The organism is Streptomyces sp. NPDC006208 (genome assembly GCF_040613775.1).
Taxonomy (GTDB): domain Bacteria; phylum Actinomycetota; class Actinomycetes; order Streptomycetales; family Streptomycetaceae; genus Streptomyces.
This window is the reverse complement of the sequence record NZ_JBEXSW010000016.1, coordinates 91,750-115,591: the sequence shown is the minus strand read 5'-3', so window position 1 is coordinate 115,591 and position 23,842 is coordinate 91,750. Positions and strand designations below refer to the sequence as shown.

The following is a 23,842-nucleotide window of genomic DNA, read 5'->3' as shown; positions in this document are numbered from 1 at the left end:
TCGGTAACCCGGCTCCGGACAGCACGGAAGCCCCGGCCGCGAGGCGGCCGGGGTCGTACGCGGGGGTTGCGGCGGACGCTAGAAGACCACCAGCGCCCGCCCGCCCCTGCCCGCGAGCATGGTGTCGAAGGCGGCCGGGATGTCCTCGATCCCGATCCGCTCGGTCACCAGGGTGCCCAGGTCCAGACGCCCGGCGCGGATGTGCTCCGCCAGCACGGGCAGGTCCTCGGCAGGGTTGGAGTTGCCGTAGACGCAGCCGGACAGCGTGCGGCCCCAGTGGAACAGCTCGAGGGCGTTGAACGTCACCTGCTGGTCCTTGCCGCCGATGCCGACGACGGTGGTGCGGCCGCCGCGCCGGGTGGAGTCCCAGGCGGTACGGATGGTGGCGGCCCGGCCGACGCATTCGATGGCCACGTCCGCGCCCCGGCCATCGGTGAGCCGCCGGATCTCCTTCGCGGTGAGGTCGGAGGCGACGACATACTCGGTGGCGCCGGCGCGGCGGGCGAGTTCCTCCTTCTCGGGGGAGATGTCGACGGCGATGACGGCTGCGGCGCCTGCGATACGGGCCGACTGGAGCGTGGCCATGCCCACCCCGCCGACGCCGAACACCACGACCGACTCGCCCTCGCGGACCTGGGCACAGTGGTGGACGGCCCCGTACCCGGTGAGCACGGCGCAGCCGAGCAGCGCGGCGTCGGTGAGCGGGACGCCGTCCGGGACGGGCAGGACGCAGTTGGCGGGGACGACGGTCTCCTCGGCGAACGCTGCGACGTTCAGGCCGGGATGGAGCTCGGTGCCGTCCTCGGTGACGGCGTGGACGCGGCCGGCTCCGGTCAGCGCGTCGGCGCACAGCCACACCTCGCCGATCGAGCAGTGGTGACATCTCCCGCAGGAGGGCGCCCAGTTGAGGACCACGCCGTCACCGGGGGCGACATGGGTCACGCCCTCGCCGGCCGAGACGACGGTCCCGGCGCCCTCGTGGCCGAGGACGGCCGGGACGGGCAGGCGCATGGTGCCGTTGGACAGGGACAGATCGGAGTGGCAGACCCCGGCGGCGGCGAGACGGACCCGCACCTGGCCGGGGCCGGGTTCGGGAAGTTCGATGCCGGTGATCTCCAGCGGAGCTCCGACGGCGGGCAGGACGGCGGCGCGGACCACGATGGGTTACTCCCGGCTCAGAACTGGAGGGACTTGGTCTGAAGGTACTCGGCAAGGCCGTGCGGACCGAGCTCACGGCCCACGCCGGACTGCTTGTAGCCGCCGAACGGCGCCAGGTGGTTGAAACGGCCGCCGTTGATGTCGATCTGGCCGGTGTCGATGCGGCGCGCGAAGGCGGCCGCCTCGGCGTCCTCGCCCGCCCAGACGGCGCCGGCGAGACCGTAGACCGTGCCGTTGGCGATCTCGACGGCGTCCTGCTCGTCCTCGTACTTCAGCAGGCAGACGACCGGGCCGAAGATCTCCTCCTGAGCAATGGTCATATCGGGGGTGACATCGGCGAAGACGGTCGGGCTGACGTAGTAGCCCGTCTCGAACGGCGCGTCAGGGCCGCCCGCGACCAGGCGGGCGCCTTCGGCCACACCCGTCTCGATGTAGGCGCGGACGCGCTGCTGCTGCTTGGCATTGACCAGCGGGCCGACCTGCTCGCCCGGTATGAACCGGTCGGCGGCGGCCGCCGCGAGGGCCACGGCCTCGTCGTACTGGTCCTTGTGGACCAGCATCCGGGTCCAAGCGCTACAGGTCTGGCCGGAGTTGGACATGACGTTGGCGATGCCGTGGGACACCGCCCTGGCCAGATCGGCGCTGGGCAGGATGACGTTGGCGGACTTGCCGCCGAGTTCCAGGGCGACGCGCTTGATGGCTGCTCCGGCGGTCGCGCCGATCTGCCTGCCGACGGCGGTGGAGCCGGTGAAGGAGACGAGATCGACTCCTTCGTGTGCGGCCAGGGCCTGCCCTGCGACCGGCCCGAGGCCCGTGACCAGGTTGAACACACCGGCGGGCAGCCCCGCGTCATGGACGGCGTCGGCGAAGAGCTGGGCGGTCAGCGGGGTGTCCTCGGCCGGCTTCAGCACGATGGTGCACCCGGCCGCCAGCGCGGGGGCGACCTTGGCCACGATCTGGTGCAGGGGGTAGTTCCACGGGGTGATCGCACCGACCACTCCGACCGGCTCCAGCAGGACGGTGGAATTGTTGATCCTCTCCTCGAAGGAGTACGAGGCGGCCAGTTCTGCGTACGAGCCGGCCACCCGCAGGGGCAGTCCCACATGGACCCGCTGGGCGAGCACGGGCGGTGCGCCGAGCTCGGCGGTGACGGTCCCGGCCATCTCGTCCGCCCGCCGGGTCAGCTCGTCGCGCAGCGCCTCAAGGTACGCGGCGCGCTCGGCGGGCGGTGTCGCCGCCCATGCCGGGAACGCCTCGCGGGCGGCCCGCACCGCGGCGTCGACGTCCTCGGCCGTACCGGCGGGGACATGGGCGATGACCTGCTCGTCCGCCGGGTTGACCACGGCGATCGTGTCCGGCCCGGCGGCGGGCAGCCACCTGCCGCCGATGTACATGCCGTCGTGAGCCTTCATCGCATTTCCTCCACACCTCGGCGGCACCGTCCGCCCCAAACTAGCGCCGTTAGTTTTCTGGCGCCAGAGCCGTCCCGGCGAGCGAGCCCGGAGGCGGAGGTGGACGGAAAGGACGGAAAGGACGCAGGGGATGCAGGGGGGACGGAGGCGGAGGAGAACGAAGGGGGATCAGACGTCCAGGCCGGGCAGGTCAAAGGGAGCCGGGCAGATCCTGCGGCCCTGGTGGTCGAAGACGTACAGGTGTGCCACATCCACCAGGAGCGGCACCTGGGCCCCGGTGCGCAGCCGCAGGTCCGGCCCGGTGCGCACCACAAGGTCGCCGGTGACGGACGCGCGCTCCCGGGGCGGTTCCGGCGCGTCGAGCACCGCGACAGGCCGGGCGACCTGCGAGATCGCCCGGTCCTTGATCCGGGTCAGCACACCGGGGCCGACGTTTCTGCGGCGGCGCGCGGTCTGCCTGGGCCGGGGCGACTCCAGATCGGCGACGACGGCCGGTGTCGAGCCGGTGCTGAAGTGCACGAGCGCCTCGTGTCCCTGGTACTCCATGTGCTGGACGATGCCGGTCAGCGCGACCTCTCCGGGGCGGGCCTGGCTCGGCGGTGCGATCCGTGCCGCCTCCGAGCGCAGCCCGACGATGATCTGCCGCCCCTGCTGGATGCGGAGCAACTGGTGGTCCGTGCTGAGCGGTTCGGGCAGCGGCAGCCGCTGCCGACCGAGGTCGATGGACATCCGGCCGTCCAGCGGCGCGTGCACGACGGCCTGCAGCAGATTGATGCGCGGGGTGCCGATGAACGCGGCGACGAACACGTTCTCCGGCAGGGCGTAGGTCTCGCGCGGGGTGCTGACCTGCTGCAGCACGCCGCCACGCATCACCGCTACCCGGTCCCCGAGCGACATGGCCTCGGCCTGGTCATGGGTGACGTAGACCGTCGTCACCCCCAACTCCGCGGTGAGCTGGGCTATTTCGGCCCGGAGATGGTTGCGCAGCTTGGCGTCGAGGTTCGACAGCGGCTCGTCCATCAGAAAGACGGAGGGCCGCCGGGAGATCGCCCGTCCCATCGCGACGCGCTGGCGCTCGCCGCCGGACAGCTGGCTGGGATAGCGGTCCAGGAGATCCTCGATGCCGAGCATCCTCGCGGTCGCCTCCACGCGCGGGTTACGGTCGGCACGCGGGTTCTCGAGGCGCAGCGGGAAGCCGATGTTCTCGCGGTTGGTCATGCTCGGGTAGAGCGCGAAATTCTGGAACACCATCGCCATGTCCCGCTCACGGGGCGGGATGTCGTTGGCGTACTCGCCGTCCAGCAGCAGCTCGCCCTCGGTGATGTCCTCGAGTCCGGCGATCATGCGCAGCACCGTCGACTTCCCGCAGCCCGAAGGGCCGAGCAGGACAAGGAACTCCCCCGGCTCGACGCCGAGGGAGAAGTCGTCGACGGCACGCTGGGCGCGCCCGTATCTCTTGCTGACGTGGTGCAGGGAAATGGCGCGCGTCATCGAGTCCTGCCCTGAGGGAAAGAGTGAGGAGCAGCTGGGTGGCCAGAAGCTAGCCGACTACTTCCTGTCAGGGAATGGCTCTTGCGAAGGTTGGGGCCGCCTTCTTGCGGAGTGAGATGTTGCGTGACCTTCGCACCGCTTGCGGGTCGTTCGCACGAAGGAGGTCGGCCGCAGCGCTGCGACCCCACCCGGTTCACCGTGAACCGGGTGGGGTCGCAGAACCCGACCGTGGCCATGCCGACCGGGACGGGAGCCGTCACCGTCGGGGCGAGACGATCGCGGCGATCACCGCCCTACCGACGACTAGGCGCAAAACCCCAGGTCACTTGCTTGGTGACAGTTCGACGGGGAAGCCGTTGAGCACGGCGGTGCCCGACAGGGGGTCCAGTCGGGAGCCGTCGAGGAGCTGATTGACATTGACTCCGGGGCGCGAGGAGGCGACCGACATCCGGGTGCCGGGACGGTTGTGCCCCCAGCCGTGCGGCAGACTCACCACTCCCGTCCGTACGGTGTCGGTGATCTCCACGGGCGCCTCGAGGCGACCGCCGTCCGCGCTGATGCTCACCACCGCACCGTCCGTGAGGCCGAGCCGGGCCGCGTCCTCGGGGTGGACATGGAGGGTGCAGCGGTTGGAACCGCCGTTCAGCGAGGGCACGTTGTGCAGCCAGCTGTTGTTGGAGCGAAGATGGCGGCGGCCGACCAGGACCAGCGCTGCGGGCCGCTCCCCGAGTGCGCGCCGGAGCCTCGGCAGATCGTCGGCGATGGGGCCGGGCAGCAGCTCGATCCGACCGCTGACGGTCTTGAGGACCTGCTGGATGCGCGGCTGGAGCGGACCCAGGTCGATGCCGTGCGGGTTCTCGGCGAGCTTGTCGAGGGTGAGATCGTACGGGCCGAGGCGCAGCATCATGTCGAGTCGGCGCTCCGCGCCCCGGTGGCCTGTGAGTTCGGCGGCGAGTTCTGCGACGTCCTGGCCGTGCACCGGTGAGTGCGGGTCGGCGACGGCCCTGGCGAGGGAGTTCTGGATGACCATGTCGTCGACCGCGGACGGGTCGGCGCCGTGCATGCCGGACACGGCGAGGATCAGCCGGGCGTGGATCTCGCACTCGTCCATGAGCCCGTCGTCGAGAGGCACGGCGGCCGGGTTGTAGCGGGCCTGGTTGCGCACCGCGAGCGCATTGAACGCGAAGTCGTAGTGGGCGCTCTGGGACGGCGGAGGCGGGGGCAGCACCACATCGGCGTGGCGCGAGGTCTCGTTCAGATAGGGGTCGACGCTGACCATGAAGTCGAGGCCCTCGAGCGCCCGGTCGAGACGGTCCCCGTCGGGCGCGGAGAGCACGGGGTTGGCGGCGATGGCGATCACGGCACGGATCTGCCCTTCCCCGGACGTCTCGATCTCCTCGGCGAGCGCGGTCATCGGCAGTTCGCCCTTGGCCTCGGGGTGGCCGCTGACCCTGCTGGACCAGCGCCCCAGGGCGAATCCCTTGCCCGGGCCCGCCGGACGGGGTGCGCGGTCGGTGGCGGCGAAGGGGAAGAGTGCACCGCCGGGCCGGTCGAGGTTGCCGGTGAGGATGTTGAGGACGTCGACGAGCCAGCTGGCGAGCGTGCCGTGCTCGACGGTGCAGCTGCCGATACGGCCGTATACGGCGGCAGTCGGCGCCGCGGCCAGTTCGCGGGCGATCGTACGGATCTCCTCGGCGTCCATGTCACAGGCCTCGGCGACGGCGTCCGGGGTGAACTCCCCCATCACTGCCCGCAGTTCGTCCAGTCCCTGGACGTGTTCGGCCAGCTCGCCGAGGTCGGTGAGCCCCTCCTCGAACAGGACATGGGCGAGGGCCGCGAGCAGCAGCGCGTCGGTGCCGGGGCGGATGGCCACATGCCGGTCGGCGAGCTGAGCGGTCCGGGTGCGGCGCGGGTCGACGACGGTGAGGGTGCCCCCGCGGCGGCGCAGCGCCTTGAGCTTGCCGGGGAAGTCGGGGGCGGTGCACAGACTGCCGTTGGACTCCAGCGGGTTGGCACCGAGGAGCAGCAGATGGTCGGTGCGGTCCAGGTCGGGGACGGGGATGGCGATCGCGCTGCCGTAGAGCAGGCCGCTGGAGACATGCTTGGGCATCTGGTCGAGCGTGGAGGCGCTGAAGATGTTGCGGGTGCGCAGGGCGGAGAGCAGGACGGGCGGGTAGAGCCCGCCGGCCATGGTGTGCACGTTCGGGTTGCCGAGGACGACCGCCACGGCGTTGCCGCCGTGCTCCTCGATCAGTGGCCGTATCCGCGCGGCCACCAGGTCGAACGCCTCCTGCCAGGTCGCCTCGCGCAGCGTGCCCCTCTCGCGCACGAGCGGCGTGCGCAACCGGTCGGGGTCGGCGTCGAGCTCGCCGAACGACGCACCCTTCGGGCAGATGAACCCCTGGCTGAAGACATCGTCCCGGTCGCCGCGGGCCTTGGTGACCCGGGTGCCCTCGATGGTGAGGGTGAGCCCGCAGGTGGCTTCGCACAGGGGGCAGACCCGCAGGGCCGTCCGGGCACCGGCGGCCCCGGACTCGGGCCGGGGTGCAGCCCGGGGTGTGGTCTCGGGACGTGCGCCGCCCGTCGGTACGGTGCGGGCGGCGGAGGTGCGGGACATGGGCTCTCCCCGGGGCGGCGGCGATGACGCGCTGACCGAACCGAGCATACCGACCGGTATGCACGGGCGGGAGTCCCTGCTCGCATCCCGTCGGGATTTCTCCGGTGCGGTGTCCGTCAGTCCAGGACCCGCGCGAGATAGGCACGCAGCAGTTCGCGTGTCTCGGCGACGATCGCCGCGTCCCCCGACGGCTGCACCCGGAAGGCCAGCTGGAGCAGGGCGTCGGCGGCTTCCACCGCGACCAGCACCGCGCGACGCAGCCCGTCGTCCACCTCACGGCCCAGATGTGCCGCGAGCATCCCTGCGAGCCGGTCCGCGACCTCGTGGTTCGGCCCGGCCGCGGGCGCGCCGACCGGGACCTGGGCACCGAAGTCGACCATCGCGAAGCCGGGCACGGTCCGCTTCATGGCCAGGTACTCGTCGAGTACGGCATCGAGTGCGCCGCGCCAGTCGACGGCCGGGAGCTCCCGGAGCCGGTGCGCGATCCGCTCGGCATAGCTGTCCAGATTTCGGCGGGCAAGGGCATCGGCCAGCGCGCGCTTGTTGCCGAAGAAGCGGTAGACCGAGCCGATCGGCACCCCGGCCCTGGCCGCGACGGCACGGGTCGACAGCTCCTCGTACCCCGTCTCGTCGAGAAGTTCGGCACAGGCGTCCAGGATCCGGGCGAGCCGGTCGGCGCTGCGCTGCTGAACGGGCATACGGCGCAGATGGGGCTGGGACACGCGCCCCATCATGCCGTCCCGCTTCCTTTGACGGGGCGGACCTGTAATCCTACGGTTGTACATAGGATTCCTTCGGTTCGGCACCGGGAGCGGGAGCGGGCGATGAGCGGCATCGAGCAGGCGCGGAAGACAGTCGAGGGACTGACGGATCGGTCGTTCTCCCCCGGCTTCGGCAACGAGCACAGCTCGGAGGCGGTACCGGGCGCCCTGCCGCACGGCCGCAACTCCCCGCAGCGCGCCCCCCTCGGTCTGTACGCCGAGCAGCTCAGCGGCAGTGCCTTCACCGAGCCCCGTGCCCATAACCGCCGCTCCTGGCTCTACCGCATCCGCCCGTCGGCCGCGCACCCGGCGTTCGTCCGCATCGACAACGGCAGCCTGCGCAGCGCCCCCTTCACCGAGAGCGTCCCGGACCCCAACCGGCTGCGCTGGAACCCGCTGCCGGAGCCCGCGCCCGGCACCGACTGGCTGTCCGGCCTGTGGACGCTCGGCGGCAACGGCGACACCACCCAGCGCACCGGTATGGCGGTGCACCTCTACCACGCCAACGTCTCGATGACCGACCGGGTGTTCAGCGACGCGGACGGCGAGCTTCTGATCGTCCCCGAGCGCGGCGGGCTGCTGCTGGTGACCGAGCTGGGCCTGCTGCCGGCCCGGCCCGGCGAGGTCGCGCTGATCCCCCGCGGTGTCCGTTTCCGTGTGGAGCTGCTGGACGAGAGTGCCCGCGGCTATGTCTGCGAGAACTACGGACAGCCCTTCGAGCTCCCGGACCTCGGCCCGATCGGAGCCAACGGCCTGGCGAACGCCCGGGACTTCCTGGCTCCGGTCGCCGCCTACGAGGACGCCGAGCGCCCGGTGGAGGTGGTCAACAAGTTCTGCGGGAATCTGTGGGCCGCCACCTACGACCACTCCCCGCTCGATGTGGTCGCCTGGCACGGCAACCATGTGCCCTACGTCTACGACCTGCACCGTTTCAATGTCATCGGCAGCATCAGCTACGACCACCCCGACCCGTCGATCTTCACCGTGCTGACCTCGCCGTCCGACACCCCGGGTCTTGCCGGTGTCGACTTCGTGGTCTTCGCGCCGCGCTGGCTGGTCGGCGAGGACACCTTCCGCCCGCCGTACTTCCACCGCAACGTGATGAGCGAGTACATGGGCCTGATCGAGGGCGCGTACGACGCCAAGGCCGAAGGCTTCGTGCCGGGCGGCGGCTCGCTGCACAACATGATGTCGGCGCACGGGCCCGACCGGGAGACGTTCGAGGCGGCCAGCGCGGCCCAGCTGAAGCCGCAGAAGATCGACGACGGCCTTGCCTTCATGTTCGAGACCCGCTGGCCGGTGACCGCCACCGAGCAGGCCGCGAGCGCCGACCACCTGCAGAGGGGCTATGACACCGTGTGGCAGGGTCTTGAGCGCAACTTCAGGCCGTAGTACGTCGTAGTACGGAGATGCCGTGACCTCCTTCGCCCCCGACTCGCTGGTCTTGAACCGCAAGCTCCCGCTGTGGTACCAGGTCTCGCAGTCGCTGCGCGCCTCGATACTGGGCCGCACGCCCGAGGCCTCGCTGCGGCTGCCCACCGAGGAGCAGCTCGCCCAGCACTACGGCGTCAGCGTGCTGACCATGCGCCAGGCCCTCAAGGAGCTGGAGGAGGAGGGCCTGATCAGCCGGCACCGCAGGCGCGGCACCTTCATCGAGCCGGGGGCACGGCGCAGTGCCCCGCGGCGGCTGCTGGGGTCGATCGACGCGATCGTGGCCCAGCAGTCCGGCGAGCGCACGACGATCCTCGGCCATGGCCAGGCGCCGGTCCCTGGTGAGCTCGCCGAGTACTTCCCGGAGGTGGACGAGGTCGTGATGTACCGGCGGCTGCGGTTCGACGGCGAGAGCGGCGAGCCCACCAACTGGGCCGAGAACGCGGTCCGCGCGGATGTCGCGGCCGGTCTGGACCTCGCGGACCTGGAGCGCTGGCCGATGACCAAGGTGCTGCGGGACGCGCTGGGCATCCGGATCAGCAGGATCACGGACACGGTGGAGGCGCGGCTCGCGGACCCGCCCACGGCGGAGCTGCTGCGGGTGCCGCTGCTGAGCCCGATCCTGCATTACACCGGGGTGACGTACGACGAATCGGGCCGGGTGGTGGACGTGGCCCGGATCCGCTACCGCGGCGACCGGTTCTCCTTCTCGGTCACCGTGGATGCCGCGGACTGACTCCCGTCACCCTCTCTCACTACCATGCGGACGGTGACCGAGACCGCGACCGCCACCGACGAGGTGCCGCTGCTCGACGACCTCATGCCCTGGTCCGTGGCACCGCTGCGGCTGGGCAGGCCGTGGGTGATGGCACCCGATGCCCCCTCCCTCAGAGCCCGCTGGGACACGCTGACCGGCGCCGACGAGGCCCGGCGCGCGGCGCTGTTCGGGTCCACCCGTGCCCGTACGCCGCACAGCGCGGTGGCCCAGCTACCGGGACAGGCCACCAGGACCGGCCGGATCGCCCGCGAGGACGGCCGTTGCCCGGACCCGGTACGCGTACTGCACGGCGGGTTCGACGAGCAGTGGCTGATACCGGACCACCGGCTGATCGATGTCGCCCGGCCCGAATTGTGGCGGGTGCTGGACGATCGGCAGCTCTTCGTGGTCGAGCAGGGGCATGTGCCGCAGTCCGCGGGGCCCGCGGTGCTGGTGTCGGCCCTGCTGCCGGACGGGCGTTCGCCCGCGGGCCGTCCAGGGCGGATCCGCCCGCTGTACCGGCGGCCCGGGGGGCGCGAACCGAACGTCGCGCCGGGGCTGCTCGAAGCGCTCGCGGGCCGGTACGGACACGGGGTGAGCGCCGACGATCTGCTCTGCTGGATCATGGCGGCCGCCGAGTCCACGCCGGGGGGATGCGCGGTCCCGCTGACCGCTGACGCCGGCGTGTGGGCGTCGGGAGTGGAACTGGGGCGGCGCATGACCCGCATCCAGCTGCGCGGCGCGCACGGTGGCGAGCGCCCGAGGCTGCCCGGTGGCCGTCGGCCCTATGTCCGCGCGGCCTTGCCTGCCCGGCCGGACTCGATCGCGTACGACCCGGACGAGGAGGAGCTGCGCATCGGCGACGGCGGCCGCATCTCGCCCGTGCCGGCACAGGCCTGGGACTTCGAGGCCGGGGGCGTACGCGTGCTGGAGCTGTGGTTCGAGCGCCGTACGGCCACGGCGGAGGCGGGCACGCTGGAGGCGGTGCGGCCCTCCGCCTGGCCGCAGGAGTGGACCTCGCAGCTCCTGGAGCTGATCACAGTGCTGGCGCTGCTGGATGAACTGCTGCCGCGGCGTGCCGAGTTGGCCCACGGACCACGGATCACCGCGCCGGAGCTGCGTACGGCCGGAGTGCTGCCGCCGCCTGCGGCGGCGCGACGCCCGGCGTCGGTGCTGGACCACCAGGAGGAGGGGCCGGAGGGGCAGTTCGCGCTCCTGTGAGGGGGCGCGGGGCGCCGGCGCGATGGCCGCGCGTGCCGGGCCCCCCGCCGGCGATCGAGGCGGGGGCGGAGGGCGGGGTCCAGGCCCAGCAGGCCCGCCGCGTCCCCGGGAGCGGCCTGGCCGGGGAACTCGCGGTACGGAGCTTGTCGAGGCGCCGCGCGAACGGGTGCGCGTGCCCTGACGGGCGCGTCCGGAGCCCCGCAGGCGATCGAGGCGCTCGGTTCGGGCAGAGCCCCACAGGCCCGCCGCGCCCGGGGGGTCGTCGGCCGTGACCCGGTGGCTGCGAAGTCGGCACGGGCCGGCCGCGGGGCACCGGCGTGGTGATGCGCCGGTGTGACAAAGGTGCCCCATACACGATAGGTACAGCGTCATGAGCCAACAGCCACTGCCCCTGGACGGGATCACGGTCGTCGCCGTCGAGCAGGCCGTCTCGGCACCCTTCGCCACCCGCCAGCTCGCAGATCTCGGGGCTCGCGTCATCAAGGTCGAGCGCCCGGACGGCGGCGACTTCGCGCGGGGGTACGACACCGCGGCCCGCGGCCTCGCCTCGCACTTCGTGTGGTGCAACCGCGGCAAGGAGTCCCTGGCGGTGGACCTCAAGGACCCGCGCGGCCTCGACATCGTGCACCGGCTGATCGCGGACGCCGATGTGTTCGTCCAGAACCTCGCCCAGGGTGCCGCCGCCCGGCTCGGTCTGGACGCCGCCACCCTGTGCGCCGCTCATCCGCGGCTGATCGCCGTGGACATCTCCGGGTACGGCCCGACGGGCCCGTACGCGCACAAGCGGGCGTACGACATGCTCGTGCAGTGCGAGGCCGGGCTGGTGTCGGTGACCGGGACGGCCGAGCAGCCGGTGAAGGCGGGGATCCCGGCGGCCGACATCGCGGCGGCGATGTACGCGTTCTCCGGGGTGCTGGCGGCTCTGGTGCGGCGCGGCGTCACGGGGCGGGGCGGGCCGGTGGAGATCTCGATGCTGGATTCGCTCACCGAGTGGATGGGCCACCCGCTGCACTACGGGATGCATGGAGGTGAGGCCCCGGCGCGCACAGGGGTCGCGCACGCCGTCATCTCGCCGTACGACGCCTACATCACGGCCGACGGCGAGCAGGTCCTGCTGTCGGTCCAGAACGACCGGGAGTGGCGGCGTCTCGCCGAACAGGTGCTGGAACGTCCCGAACTGGGTATTCATCCGGCCTTTGCCACCAACACCGCCCGGACGGCGAACCGCGCGCAGACGGATACGGCGGTGGCCAGGGCGCTGGCGGGTCTGCGGACGGACGAGGCGATCGGCCGCCTCGAAGCGGCGGGGATCGCCTGCGCCCGGCTGAACAGCGTCAAGGATGTGGCCGGGCATCCACAGCTCGCCGCCAGGGAGCGGTGGCGGGAGGTGGACACTCCGGCGGGGCCACTGCGGGCCCTGCTGCCCCCGATCACGCTGCCGGGCGGGGCCCCGGCACGGATGGGCGCGGTACCTGCGCTCGGCGAGCACACCGACGCACTGCTGCGGTCCGTGGGGATGAAGGACGAGGATGCAGCGGCGCTGCGCCGGGACGGTGTGGTCGCCTGAGCGCGTTCGCTTGTGTGGTGGAGCGGCCGGGCCCGGGTCAGCCGCGGCTGCCGAACAGTGAGCGGCGCAGTCGCCGCAGCGGGGCGAAGAGCGAGACACGCGCGCTCTTGCTCCGGCGGGTGTGCGTCACATCACGCGAGGTCAGTTCACGCATGAGAGACGTCGCTTCGGCCGCCTCGCCGTGCGGGACGGCAGGGCCGCCGAGCACCGAGAGATGTCGGTCGAGCCGCGAACTGGTCGCCGTACTCCCACATGTGATCGCAGGCACTCGCGGCCTGCTGCGCATTGCTATCTGGTCCATGTCACTCCCCACCCGTACGAGACACCCGGCCCGGGCAGATTAACCCTATCGCCCCTTCGGGACACTCGTGTATCCCGCCCGCATGATTCAGCACACCCGTACGGGGGTTGACGGCCACGCTCCGAATCCGCCTGATTCCAGGCCGAGTTGGCCGCGCATGTCAGTGAACGTTCTCGGTCTTCGAAGAACCTCTCGGATACCCACCAATCCGCTGGGCCCGCGGCACCGAATGGCTGGCAAGGAGCACGACCAGCCACTCGCGTGAAGGACGGATTCGATGACCGCACTCAGCAGCAGCGGGCGGGGGCCCCTCAGGCTCGCGGCACTCGCCTGCGCGGCGCTGGCCACCGGGGCGCTCGCGGCTTCCGGCGTGACCGGTCTGGAGCCTCGAGCGGCCCAGGCCTCCAGCCACCGCGAGGCCCCGCTGATCTCCGGCCAGCCGCAGTACGACAACACCGACGTGTACGCGTTCGTCAGCCCCGACAAGCCCGACACCACCACGATCGTGGCCAACTGGCTGCCGTTCGAGGAACCGGCCGGCGGCCCGAACTTCTACTCGTTCGCCGACGACGCCCAGTACGACATCCACATCGACAGCGACGGTGACGCCCAGGGCGATCTCATCTACCGGTGGACCTTCAAGGACCACGTCAAGAACGGCAGGACGTTCCTCTTCAACACCGGTCCCGTCACCACGCTCGACGACCCGGACCTCAACATCACCCAGACGTACGACATCGATGTGCTGCGGCTGAGGAACCAGCGTGTGACGAGCACCACGAAGATCGCCGACGATCTGCCGGTGGCACCCTCGAACGTGGGCAAGGCGTCCATGCCGGACTACCAGACCCTGCGGGACCAGGCCGTGCGCCAACTTCCCGGCGGTACCACGGCGTTCGCCGGTCAGGCGGACGACCCCTTCTTCCTCGACCTGCGCGTCTTCGACCTGCTCTACGGCGGCGACCTCTCCGAGGTCGGCAACGACACGCTCAAGGGCTACAGCGTCAACTCCATTGCCCTGCAGGTGCCGACCGCGTACATCCGGCAGTCGCAGAAGCAGCCGATCGTCGGAATCTGGTCCACCACCCAGCGCAGGAGCGCCGACGGCCATTGGACGCAGGTGTCCAGGCTCGGAATGCCGCTGGTCAACGAGGTGGTGATCCCTGTGAAGGACAAGGACAAGTTCAATGCGTCCCATCCGTGGAACGACGGCGACTTCCTTCCGTTCGTCACCCAGCCGGAACTGCCGAAGCTGATCGAGGGCATCTACAAGATCAAGGCCCCGGCCGAGCCGCGCAACGACCTGGTGTCCGTGTTCCTGACCGGTGTCGACAAGCTCAACAAGCCGCCGCACGTCCGCCCCGCCGAGGCACTGCGGCTCAACACCTCCGTCCCGCCGAGCGCCGAGCCGAAGAGGCTGGGTGTGCTGGACGGCGACAACGCCGGGTTCCCGAACGGGCGCAGGCTGTCCGACGACGTACTGGACATCGCGCTCCAGGTCGTCGAGGGCGAACTGCTCGGCCAGAAGAACGACCTGGGCGACGCGGTCGACCAGAACGACCAGAAGTTCGGCAGCGCCTTCCCGTACCTCGCACTGCCCGAGGCCGGCTCCCGCGGCCCGGTCGCCAAGGGCGCGGGGACCAAGGTGTCGCAGGACGGCCTGCTCACCGGTGGGGCGTCGTCCGCCGCCGGCGGTGACGCGACCACCACGACGCTGGTCGTATCGGCGGTCGCCACGGGCGTGGGTGTGCTGCTCGTCGGCCTGGGACTGCTCTGGTGGCGGATGCGGCGCCGCACTTCGTACAGCTAGGCCCTGCCCGGGCGATCTTCGAGCACGAGCCTGCGGCGTCGGATGCGTGGGGTCTCCCTGGCCCGCCAGGGCCGAGGCATGGGGTCTCCCCAGGCCCGCCAGGGCCGAGGCATGGGGTCTCCCCAGGCCCGCCAGGGCCGAGGCATGGGGTCTCCCCAGGCCCGCCAGGGCCGAGGGGACGCATCGCAAGGCGGAGCATCGCCCTCCCACTGGACGTACTTGGGCGACTCCGACAACACAGCGAGGTGCCGCAGCTGTCGCCGCAGGCCCGACAAGATCGCCCGAACAGGGCGTAGGCGGACGGCACAGTCCACACCTCGCAGTCCACAACTCACAGTTCACAGCTCGCAGTTCTCACCTCACAGTCGCACCTACGCGAGGAAGGGCGGACCGATGTCCCTGCCAAGGACGCCGGACACGGTCGCGGCGGCCGGCCGCGACCCCGAGGACCGGGAGTCACGGCCCCGGCGCGGGGCGGGGAGGATCCGGGGTCTGTTGTTCCCCGCCGGGACACTCGCCCTCGCTCTCACCGTGGGCGCCGTCATGTCGGGCGGTGCGGACCAGCAGCCCTCGGCGGCCCGCACCGCCGCACCTGTGGCGGACGCACCGTTCGACCGGATCGGCACCGGTGACCTCGCCCGCGGGATCACCGGCCTCCAGACACATCTGCGGGCCCGGCCCAAGGACGACCGGGCGTGGGCGACACTCGGCGCCGCCTATGTCGAACAGGCCAGGACCAGCGGCGACCCGACCCGCTATCCGCAGGCCGACAAGGCACTGGCCCGTTCGCTGGAGCTCCGGCCGCGGGACAACGATGCGGCGCTCGCGGGCCGTGCCGCACTCGCGGCGGCCCGGCACGACTTCTCTCAGGCCCTGCGGGAGGCGGAGGCGGCCCTGAAGATCAATCCTTTCGGCGAGCGCGCGCTCGCCTCGCGGATCGATGCGCTCGTCGAACTGGGCCGCTATTCCGAGGCGTTGGCCGCTGCGAAGGACGCCGATGGCCGTCGGCCCGGTATTCCCGTGTTCACGCGCTACGCGTATGTACTGGAGCTGCGCGGCGATGTCGCGGGCGCCCGCCGAGTACTGAACACCGCCATGAACTCGGCAACTTCGCCCGGCGACGTGGCGTATGTGGCGACGGCGACCGGGCAGTTGGAGTGGAGCCAGGGGGCGTACGCCCCGGCGCTGAAGCACTTCACGACGGCGCTCGAAGCGGACCCGGGGTATCTGCCGGCGCTCGAGGGCCGCGCCCGTGCGCACGCCGCACGCGGTGACACCAAGTCCGCCGTGTCCGGGCTCGAAGCGGTGGTCGACCGGCTGCCGCTGCCGGGTCACCTGGTCGCGCTGGGCGAGCTGTACGAGGCCGCGGGGCGCCCGTCCGATGCCCGTCGCCAGTACGAACTCATCGGCGACTGGACGGTGTTGGCTCGCGCCAACGGCGTGGACACCGACCTGGACACCGCGCTCGCCCTGGCCGACCACGGCGACAAGGCGCAGGCGCTGACCGCCGCCCGCGCCGAGTGGGCCAAGCGCCGGACCGTGCACACGGCGGACGCCCTTGCCTGGGCGCTGCACGTCAACGGCCGCTCCGCACAAGCCATGAAGTACCTCTCCACGTCGGCGCCGGCGGGCTGTCGTAACGCCGTGTTCCTCTACCACCGCGGCATGATCGAGCGCGCCGCGGGCCGGCCGGCTGCCGCCCGCGCCTCGCTCGCCGCCGCGCTGGAGATCAACCCCGGTTTCTCGCCCGTCGGCTCACGCGCGGCCCGGACGGCACTGCGGAGTCTGGAGGCGTCATGAAGACCGCAGACGGAACGACGACCAGAGGCGGCACAGGAAGCAAGGGCGGCATCAAGGGCCGTACGGCAGCCGTCGGCGCGGCGGTCCTGGTGGCCGGGGCGGCGCTCGCGGTGCTGCCCGCGGGGACGGCCGCCGCGCATCCGCTGGGGAACTTCACCGTCAACCGCTACGACGGACTGCTCGTCGCGCCCGGACGGCTGAGCGTCGACCATGTCGAGGACCTCGCGGAGATACCCGCCGCTCAAGCGCGCGCCAGGATCGACGGGAACAGCGACCGGGAGATGTCCCCCGCGGAACTCTCCGAATGGGCCGGTCAGCGCTGCCGGGACGCGGCCCGGGACAGCCGGGTCACGGTCGAGCGGCACGGTCCGGTCGCGCTCACGCCCGGCGCGAGCCGTGCCGAGGTGAGACCGGGGCAGGCCGGTCTGCCGACGCTCCGCGTCGAGTGCCGGCTGGCGGCCGCACTGCCGGACGGGCGTCACACGATCGGCTTCCGGGCGGCAGGCAGCGGTCAGGGACCGGGCTGGCGGGAGATCACGGCCCGCGGCGACCGGATGACGCTCGTGTCGTCGGACGTACCGAAGGCGTCGACGTCACGTCGACTGGCGGTGTATCCGAACGGGCCGCTCTCGTCGGCGCCGGACCGCACGACGGCGGCGCTGTCGGTCACCCCCGGCGGAGCGCCCGCGGAGGCGGACCGCCAGGAGGCCGCACCCCCGGCCTCCGTGCTGCCGCGCGGGGCGGACCGCTGGACGCAAGCACTGACCGGGCTGGTTTCCCGGCGCGATCTGACCGTGGGGTTCGGCGCGCTTGCCCTGGCGACCGCGGTCCTGCTGGGCGCGCTGCACGCGCTCGCACCGGGTCACGGCAAGACGGTGATGGCCGCGGCTGCGGCGGCGGGCGGCAGGAACTCCCTGCGCGATGTCCTCTCCCTGGGCGCTTCGGTGACGATCACGCACACGCTCGGTGTGTTCGCACTGGGCGCCCTGATCGCGGTGGGCTCGGCGGCGGCACCGTCAGTGGTGGCGTGGCTGGGCGTCGCGAGCGGGGCACTGGTGGCCGGGGCAGGGGCGGTACTCGTCCGACGGGCGTGGCGCAACCGCGGACACGATCATGCGCACGGGCACGGGCACGGGCACGGGCATGGACCGCAGCACGGCCACGGGCCACAGCAGGGACACGGACCGGGCAGCGAACAGGCCCACGGCACGGAACACGGTGGCCATGAGCCGACGCACCTGCGGGAGACAGGTCCCGGCGGCGTTCCCGCCCCTGGACCGGAGCACATGCCGGAGGCCGGACACGGGCACAGCAAGAGGGACGGCCACGTGCACCGCCACAGCCACAGCCATTCGCACCCGCACGGGCATCCCCACACCCACGACCACCGCTCCCTCGGGCTGCGGTCCACGCTCCTGCTCGGCTTCGCCGGCGGCCTCGTCCCCAGTCCGTCCGCCGTCGTCGTCCTCGTCGGCGCCGCCGCGCTCGGTCGTGCCTGGTTCGGCCTGCTGCTCGTCGTCGCGTACGGTCTCGGGCTCGCCCTCACTCTCGCCGCCGCCGGCTTCGCCGCGGTCCGGCTCGGCGCCCGCGCCACCCGGCTGCTCGCCGGGCGCAGCCGCCCCACATGGCGGTTGGTCTCCGCCGCTCAGCGTGCACTCCCGCTGGGCACCGCCTGCGTGGTCCTCGCGCTGGGATGCGGATTGGCGCTCAAGGGGGCGGCAACAGCACTTGCGTGAGCTAGCTTGGGGTCACTGCTCTGCTACCGATGGGGGCTCGCTGTGAGCGAAGTGCCGGGCGACGAGCGGCTGTTGGCGGGTCGCTACCGTCTCATGAGCCCCTTGGGCGAAGGCGGCATGGGAGTGGTGTGGCGCGCCCGCGACGAGCTGCTGGGCCGGGAGGTCGCGGTCAAGGAGGTCCGGGCCCCCGCCGCCCTCGGTACCGACGACGAGCGCCGACTCTATGCCCGCCTCGAACGGGAGGCCTGGGCGGCGGCCCGCGTCTCGCACCGCAATGTGGTCACCGTCTACGACGTGGCGACCCAGGACGGCCGCCCCTGGATCGTGATGGAGCTGGTGCGCGGACTCGCCCTCTCCGACGTACTGGACGCCGAGGGGCCCCTCGCCCCGGCGCGCGCCGCGCGCATCGGCGCAGAGATCCTCGCTGCCCTGCGCGCCGCGCACGACGCGGGCGTGCTGCACCGGGATGTGAAGCCCGGGAACGTACTCATCGGCAACGACGGCCGCGTGGTGCTCTCCGATTTCGGGATCGCGACGGTGGAGGGGTCGTCCAACCTGACCATGACGGGCGAGCTGATCGGCTCTCCCGAATTCCTCGCCCCGGAACGGGCGCTGGGACGTACGCCGGGGCCCGAGTCGGATCTCTGGTCGCTCGGCGTCCTGCTGTACGCCGCGGTCGAGGGCAACTCGCCGTTCCGCCAGAACACCCCGTTGAGCACGCTGCGGGCCGTCGTGGACGAGGAGCTTCCGCTGCCGCTCCGGGCGGGTCCGCTGACGCCGGTGATCGCGGGGCTGCTGCGCAAGGACCCGTCGCAGCGGCTCTCGGCGGCGGAGGCCGAGCGGGAGTTGCGGGTCGTGGCCGCGGGCGGCACACCCCGGACGGCTCCGCCGCCTGGCGCCGACCACCCCACCGTGGCGGCCGACTCCCCCACGGCTGCGGTGCATCCGCAGTCGCGCACGCCGGTGCCCGGTCCGGCCACCGCGTCCGCCACAGCTCCCATGTCCAGCGCAGCTCCCGCGGCCGCGAACGGCCTGCCGCCCGACCGTGCGCGGCGCGCGGCGGTGGTGCTGATCGCCGGGGTAGCGGTGCTGCTGCTCGCGGTCAGCGGTCTCGCCTGGGCGCTGGTCAACAGCAACAGGGACCAGGGCGGCGGCAACGACAAGGGCAGCAGCGCACCCCCTGCGCCGGGCACTTCGAGCACGAGCCCCGGCAGTACGGCCTCCGCGCCCGGAGGCGGCGCGACGGACGGCGGCGCCTCGGACGACGGCGGGGACGACGGCGACGACAGCGGTGGTGGCGGCGGTACGTACACCCCGCCTCAGAGCGTCGAGGTCCATGTCCAGGGGGTGAGGGACAGTTACGCGGGCGCCTGCCCGCCGGCCGAAGCAGAGGCTCCGGCCTTCCGCGCGACGATCACCGTCGCCCGCACGCCGGTGGGTGTCGACTACCGCTGGGCGACCAGGAGCGGCGACAGTTCCGGCTCCGGCTGGAAGACGCTGGACTTCGCGGCCGGGGGCCCGAAGCAGAAGCAGGTCGACCACATCGAGCTGACCTACGAGCAGGGCGGGACACACCACGACCGGATCCGGGTGGAGATCCGGAGTCCGGTCGAGGTGCGCTCACACTGGATCGACTTCTCGGTCACATGCGATCAGGAGACCCCGACGGACGAGGTCTCCTCTTCGGCCGGTACGGCGAGCGCGGTGAGCGCCGCGTTCAGGCGTGAGCGGTGAACGCCGGGAGATAGCCGCCGGACTGGCCGGAAGCCGTCGGGTGGTAGGAGTCACCGATGTTGAGCCAGTTGACGCTGTGCAGCCAAGCGGCGCCGGAGCAGATCTCGTGCCCGGTGAAGGCCGGGACGACATCCGCGAAGTCGTAGCCGTGATCGGCCGCGCGCTTCGCGATCGCCGCGTTCAGGTAGTCGGCCGCGCCGTTGATGGCGGACCGTTCGTTCTCGCTCAGGCCGGTCACACAGTTGCCGGCCAGCTTGTAGAAGCGGGGGTAACCCAGGACGACGACCTGGGCTGCGGGGGCCTTGGTGCGGATGGCGCCGTACACCGAGTCGAGCCTGCCGGGCAGGGTGGAGTCGACGTAGGCACGGGCCTGCGCGATCCGGTTGAGACAGCTCGATTCGGACTGCAGGACACAGGTGGTCATGACGTCGGAGAAGCCCGCGTCATTCCCGCCGATGGTGATGGAGACGAGGTCGGTCGCCGAGTTGAGCGGACCGAGCTGACTCGCCGTGACATCACCCGTACGAGCGCCTGAGCAAGCAGTGAATGAGAACGACGAGGGTGAATGGGCGTTGGCCCAGAGCCTCGGGTAAGCCCTGGTGCTGCGCTTGCAATTGCCGCTTGCGCTGTCGTAGTTGCCGGCTCCCACGCCTGAGGAGTAGGAGTCGCCGAGGGCCACATAGTCCACTGCTTGGGCGGTGGAGGAGGCCTGCGCCGTGCTCGCTCCGGTGAGAGTGAGAACGACGCCGAGGAGGAGTGACGATGAGAGTGCCGCGGCTCGGGACAGTTTCATGGAACCTCCCTTAGCAGGATCTCTGCCACAACTTTGGTAGCAGTCAGGACACTTCAGTGGAAGTGTCCATGCCAAGACTTTCGGGAGGATCTTCCCGGGATATCCCGAGATCGACCTGTCACACCGTCAGGCGGACCGAGCGGGAGGACTCATCCGGAACTGGTCATTCAATCGATCAATGCAGAAAAGGGATCAAGAAACAGTGATCGGGATGTTCCACGTGCGATCGCCCAATCATCATGAAAAAAGCAAAAAAGCGGGGTCATGGCCCACCTCTTGCCATACAGTCCTCATCATCAATACCGTCATACATCCACCCGCAACGGTCCATCATGCAAAGCGGCTCAGGGGAGGGCGTTAGCGTCGCGATGGATCCGGAGCAGGGTGCGGCAGGGGGGTGCCGTGTCGGTTCCGCGCTCGATCCGATCGATTCGAGGCGTGCCGCGCGGCCAGTGATGCCGACTCGTCCAGCCAGCACGGAGAGCGCTTCCCGCATGGGCGGATGAGAACAACCCCCCTTTCGAACCGGACATTCATCCGGGCTGCCCGGGGGCGGGCGGTCCACCGGTGGAGAGAGGGAACACAGTCATGAGTTCAGTCCTGCACCCGGCGGCGCCGGGGCAAGATCCGGTGAACGACATCGGCCGCATATCCGTCAGGTACCGGCCCATCTCCTCGCACCTCGCGATCACTCCGCCCGTGAGCGTGGTGATCCCCGCCATGAACGAGGCGGAGAATCTCCCGTACGTCTTCAAGAGCCTGCCCGACTGGATCCACGAAGTCGTTCTGGTCGACGGGAACTCCACCGACGACACCGTCGAGGTCGCCCGCGAACTGTGGCCGGACGTCAAGGTCGTCCAGCAGCTCGGCAAGGGCAAGGGCGACGCCCTCATCAGCGGCTTCGCCGCCTGCACCGGGGACATCATCGTGATGGTCGACGCCGACGGCTCCGCCGACGGTTCGGAGATCGTCTCCTATGTCTCCGCCCTGGTCTCCGGAGCCGACTTCGCCAAGGGCTCCCGGTTCGCCAACGGCGGCGGCACCGACGACATGACCGCCATCCGCAGACTCGGCAACAGAGCGCTCTGCGCCGTCGTCAACGCCAAGTTCGGCGCCCGCTACACCGACCTCTGCTACGGCTACAACGCCTTCTGGGCGCACTGCCTGGAAAAGATCACCCTCGACTGCACCGGATTCGAGATCGAGACGCTGATGAACATCCGCGTGGTCAAGGCAGGGCTGCGGGTGCAGGAGGTGCCGAGCCACGAGTACCTGCGCATTCACGGCGTCAGCAACCTCCGCGCCGTCCGGGACGGTCTGCGGGTGCTGAGGGTCATCCTCAAGGAGAAGCGAGCGAAGCGCGCCCGGCGGGGCACAGCCTCCGCCGCGCGCCGGCATTCGGCACTGGGCGTCAGCATCCCCCGGGGAGAAGTCTCTTGACGGACGCCGGCCGGGCCGCCGGGGAACGGTTCTCCGTGGTGATCTGTGTCTACACCGAGGACCGATGGGAGGACATCCTCGCGGCTGTCGACTCGGTGCGGCGCCAGTCCCTGCCGGCTCTCGAGACACTGCTGGTGGTCGACCACAATCCGGCGCTGCTGGATCGGCTGCGCGTCCAGTACAAGGAAGAGGGACAGGAGGTGCGGGTGCTCGCCAATGCGGGCCCCCGCGGCCTGTCCGCCGGACGCAACACCGGAATCGCCGCGGCACGCGGCGCGTTCGTGGCCTTCCTCGACGACGACGCCGTGGCCGAGCGCGACTGGCTGCGGTACTTCGCCGCGGGATACGCAGACCGGCGGGTGATGGCCGTCGGCGGGCGGACCGAGCCCGCCTGGGCGTCGGGCGGCAGGCCGGCGTGGTTCCCGGAGGAGTTCGACTGGGTCGTGGGCTGCACCTACCGGGGCCTGCCGCCGGGCAGGGTCAGGGTGCGCAACGTCCTCGGCGGCAACGCCTCCTTCCGGCGCAGCGCGTTCGACGCCGCGGGCGGCTTCGCCACCGGCATCGGGCGTGACGGCGACAAACGGCCCCTGGGCTGCGAGGAGACCGAGCTGTGCATCCGGCTCGCCAGGGCCGTACCGGACGCGGTGCTGCTGATCGACGACCGGGCGGTCATCCACCACCGGGTCCCCGCCGGGCGTGAGCGGTTCGGCTACTTCCGTACCCGTACGTACGCGGAAGGACTGTCCAAGGCGCTCGTGGCGCACAGCGTCGGAGCCGGCAAGGGGCTCGAGTCCGAACGCCGTTACACCACCCGGGTGCTGCCGGCCGGTGTCGCACGCGGGCTGCGCGATGCGCTGCTGGGCCGGCGCGGCGGCGCGGGCCGGGCCGGCGCGATCGTCGCGGGCGTGGCGGTGGCCGCGAGCGGCTATGTGGTGGGGAGTGTCCGGGCCCGCGCGGGTGCGGTGACGTTCTCGTCGGGACCGGTCGAGGGAGCGGCACCATGAAGGGGCCGGTGCCGATCCTGATGTACCACGCCGTCAGCCACCGGCCGGCCGCGGCCACGCACGGGCTGTCGGTGAGTCCCGACGCCTTCGCCGCGCAGATGGCGGTGCTCCGCACGCGGGGGTTCACTCCCCTGACGACCGCGCAGCTCGGCGACGCGTGGCGGCCGGGCGGCCGGCCGCTGCCGCCCCGGCCCGTGCTGATCACCTTCGACGACGGCTACGAGGGCGTGCACCGGCACGCCCTCCCCGTCCTCGCCGAGCACGGCTTCGCGGCCACCGTGTTCGTATCGACCGGGTGGCTGCGCGGCGCCCACGACGAGGGCGGCGCGCTCGACACCATGCTCGACTGGGACCAGGTGCGGGAACTGGCCGCCGCGGGCGTGGAGATCGGCGGCCACACCCACACCCATCCCCAGCTCGACCAGTTGTCCGGCGAGCGGCTGCGGTACGAGACGTCCCGCTGCCGGGACATCGTCGCGGACGAGATGGGGGCCGAACCGGTCTCGTTCGCCTATCCGTTCGGCTACTCGAACCGGCGGGTGCGCAGGGCCGTACGGGCGGCCGGTTTCCGGCAGTCGCTGGCCGTCGGCAACAGGCCGGCAGCGTACCGTCAGGGGCCGTACGCCCTCCAGCGCCTCACCGTGAGGCGTACGACCGGTGCAGTGGAGTTCGAGCGGCTGGTCGAAGGGCGCGCCATCGCCCGGTCCTTCGCGAAGGACCGGGCGCTCACCAAGGGGTACGCCGTCGTGCGCCGGGCGCGGCGGGCGGCGGCGCTGATCACCCGGGCGGAGGGCTGAGTACCGCCTCCC

Annotated in this window: 18 protein-coding genes; 11 read left to right on the top strand and 7 right to left on the bottom strand. The window is 71.4% G+C overall.

Annotation, left to right across the window (positions count from 1 at the left end):
• Positions 1–78 precede the first annotated feature (78 nt).
• The 5 genes from ABZ208_RS15590 to ABZ208_RS15570 form a co-directional block, all read right to left on the bottom strand.
• Complete coding sequence (locus ABZ208_RS15590) at positions 79–1,158, bottom strand: zinc-binding dehydrogenase (protein WP_356910002.1); 1,080 nt, start codon at positions 1,156–1,158, stop codon at positions 79–81.
• Between the two features lie 17 nt (positions 1,159–1,175).
• Complete coding sequence (locus ABZ208_RS15585; RefSeq protein ID WP_356910001.1) at positions 1,176–2,570, bottom strand: aldehyde dehydrogenase family protein; 1,395 nt, start codon at positions 2,568–2,570, stop codon at positions 1,176–1,178.
• 168 nt (positions 2,571–2,738) lie between these two features.
• Positions 2,739–4,061: an ABC transporter ATP-binding protein gene (locus ABZ208_RS15580; protein ID WP_356910000.1), complete on the bottom strand. Its 1,323-nt coding sequence runs from the start codon at positions 4,059–4,061 to the stop codon at positions 2,739–2,741.
• A 322-nt stretch (positions 4,062–4,383) separates the two neighbouring features.
• Positions 4,384–6,678, bottom strand: coding sequence for a molybdopterin oxidoreductase family protein (locus tag ABZ208_RS15575; protein ID WP_356909999.1), 2,295 nt, complete (start codon positions 6,676–6,678; stop codon positions 4,384–4,386).
• Positions 6,679–6,794: 116 nt separating this feature from the next.
• The gene (locus tag ABZ208_RS15570) at positions 6,795–7,409 is read right to left on the bottom strand and encodes a TetR/AcrR family transcriptional regulator (protein ID WP_356910061.1); all 615 of its coding nucleotides are present in this window, start codon (positions 7,407–7,409) and stop codon (positions 6,795–6,797) included.
• 93 nt (positions 7,410–7,502) lie between these two features.
• Here ABZ208_RS15570 and hmgA point away from each other — a divergent pair, with 93 nt between their 5' ends.
• From hmgA to ABZ208_RS15550, 4 genes are all read left to right on the top strand, one after another.
• Positions 7,503–8,831, top strand: coding sequence for a homogentisate 1,2-dioxygenase (hmgA, locus tag ABZ208_RS15565; RefSeq protein ID WP_356909998.1), 1,329 nt, complete (start codon positions 7,503–7,505; stop codon positions 8,829–8,831).
• 22 nt (positions 8,832–8,853) lie between these two features.
• Positions 8,854–9,606, top strand: a complete 753-nt coding sequence (locus ABZ208_RS15560; RefSeq protein ID WP_356909997.1) for a GntR family transcriptional regulator — start codon at positions 8,854–8,856, stop codon at positions 9,604–9,606.
• A gap of 24 nt (positions 9,607–9,630) precedes the next feature.
• Entirely contained in the window at positions 9,631–10,848 is a 1,218-nt protein-coding gene (locus ABZ208_RS15555; protein ID WP_356909996.1) for a type ISP restriction/modification enzyme, read from the top strand.
• A 370-nt stretch (positions 10,849–11,218) separates the two neighbouring features.
• Positions 11,219–12,415 carry a CaiB/BaiF CoA-transferase family protein gene (locus ABZ208_RS15550; protein ID WP_356909995.1) on the top strand — a complete coding sequence of 399 codons (1,197 nt, stop codon included), beginning with the start codon at positions 11,219–11,221 and terminating at the stop codon, positions 12,413–12,415.
• Between the two features lie 37 nt (positions 12,416–12,452).
• Here the strand turns inward: ABZ208_RS15550 and ABZ208_RS15545 are convergent, their stop codons facing one another.
• A complete protein-coding gene (locus tag ABZ208_RS15545; RefSeq protein ID WP_328402384.1) occupies positions 12,453–12,716 on the bottom strand; it encodes a hypothetical protein in 264 nt (87 codons plus the stop codon).
• A gap of 277 nt (positions 12,717–12,993) precedes the next feature.
• Here ABZ208_RS15545 and ABZ208_RS15540 point away from each other — a divergent pair, with 277 nt between their 5' ends.
• The 4 genes from ABZ208_RS15540 to ABZ208_RS15525 all read left to right on the top strand — a co-directional run bounded on the left by ABZ208_RS15540 (position 12,994) and on the right by ABZ208_RS15525 (position 19,796).
• Positions 12,994–14,526 carry a DUF4331 domain-containing protein gene (locus ABZ208_RS15540; RefSeq protein WP_356909994.1) on the top strand — a complete coding sequence of 511 codons (1,533 nt, stop codon included), beginning with the start codon at positions 12,994–12,996 and terminating at the stop codon, positions 14,524–14,526.
• 393 nt (positions 14,527–14,919) lie between these two features.
• Positions 14,920–16,326: a tetratricopeptide repeat protein gene (locus tag ABZ208_RS15535; protein WP_356909993.1), complete on the top strand. Its 1,407-nt coding sequence runs from the start codon at positions 14,920–14,922 to the stop codon at positions 16,324–16,326.
• Complete coding sequence (locus ABZ208_RS15530) at positions 16,323–18,062, top strand: nickel transporter (RefSeq protein WP_356909992.1); 1,740 nt, start codon at positions 16,323–16,325, stop codon at positions 18,060–18,062. The genes ABZ208_RS15535 and ABZ208_RS15530 overlap by 4 nt, the downstream gene beginning before the upstream one ends.
• A 42-nt stretch (positions 18,063–18,104) precedes the next feature.
• Positions 18,105–19,796, top strand: a complete 1,692-nt coding sequence (locus tag ABZ208_RS15525; RefSeq protein WP_356909991.1) for a protein kinase — start codon at positions 18,105–18,107, stop codon at positions 19,794–19,796.
• On the opposite strand, the gene ABZ208_RS15520 is transcribed toward ABZ208_RS15525, so the two are convergent.
• Positions 19,780–20,589 (bottom strand): SGNH/GDSL hydrolase family protein, encoded by an 810-nt coding sequence (locus tag ABZ208_RS15520; RefSeq protein WP_356909990.1) that lies wholly within the window; start codon positions 20,587–20,589, stop codon positions 19,780–19,782. The genes ABZ208_RS15525 and ABZ208_RS15520 overlap by 17 nt on opposite strands.
• A 588-nt stretch (positions 20,590–21,177) precedes the next feature.
• Between ABZ208_RS15520 and ABZ208_RS15515 the strand changes: the two genes are divergently transcribed.
• From ABZ208_RS15515 to ABZ208_RS15505, 3 genes are read left to right on the top strand one after another with little or no spacing between them, the layout of a single operon-like run.
• Entirely contained in the window at positions 21,178–22,029 is an 852-nt protein-coding gene (locus ABZ208_RS15515) for a glycosyltransferase family 2 protein (protein ID WP_356909989.1), read from the top strand.
• Positions 22,026–23,033 (top strand): glycosyltransferase family 2 protein, encoded by a 1,008-nt coding sequence (locus ABZ208_RS15510; protein ID WP_356909988.1) that lies wholly within the window; start codon positions 22,026–22,028, stop codon positions 23,031–23,033. The genes ABZ208_RS15515 and ABZ208_RS15510 overlap by 4 nt, the downstream gene beginning before the upstream one ends.
• Positions 23,030–23,830, top strand: coding sequence for a polysaccharide deacetylase family protein (locus tag ABZ208_RS15505; RefSeq protein WP_356909987.1), 801 nt, complete (start codon positions 23,030–23,032; stop codon positions 23,828–23,830). Before ABZ208_RS15510 ends, ABZ208_RS15505 begins: the two co-directional genes overlap by 4 nt.
• Positions 23,831–23,842: the final 12 nt, after the last annotated feature.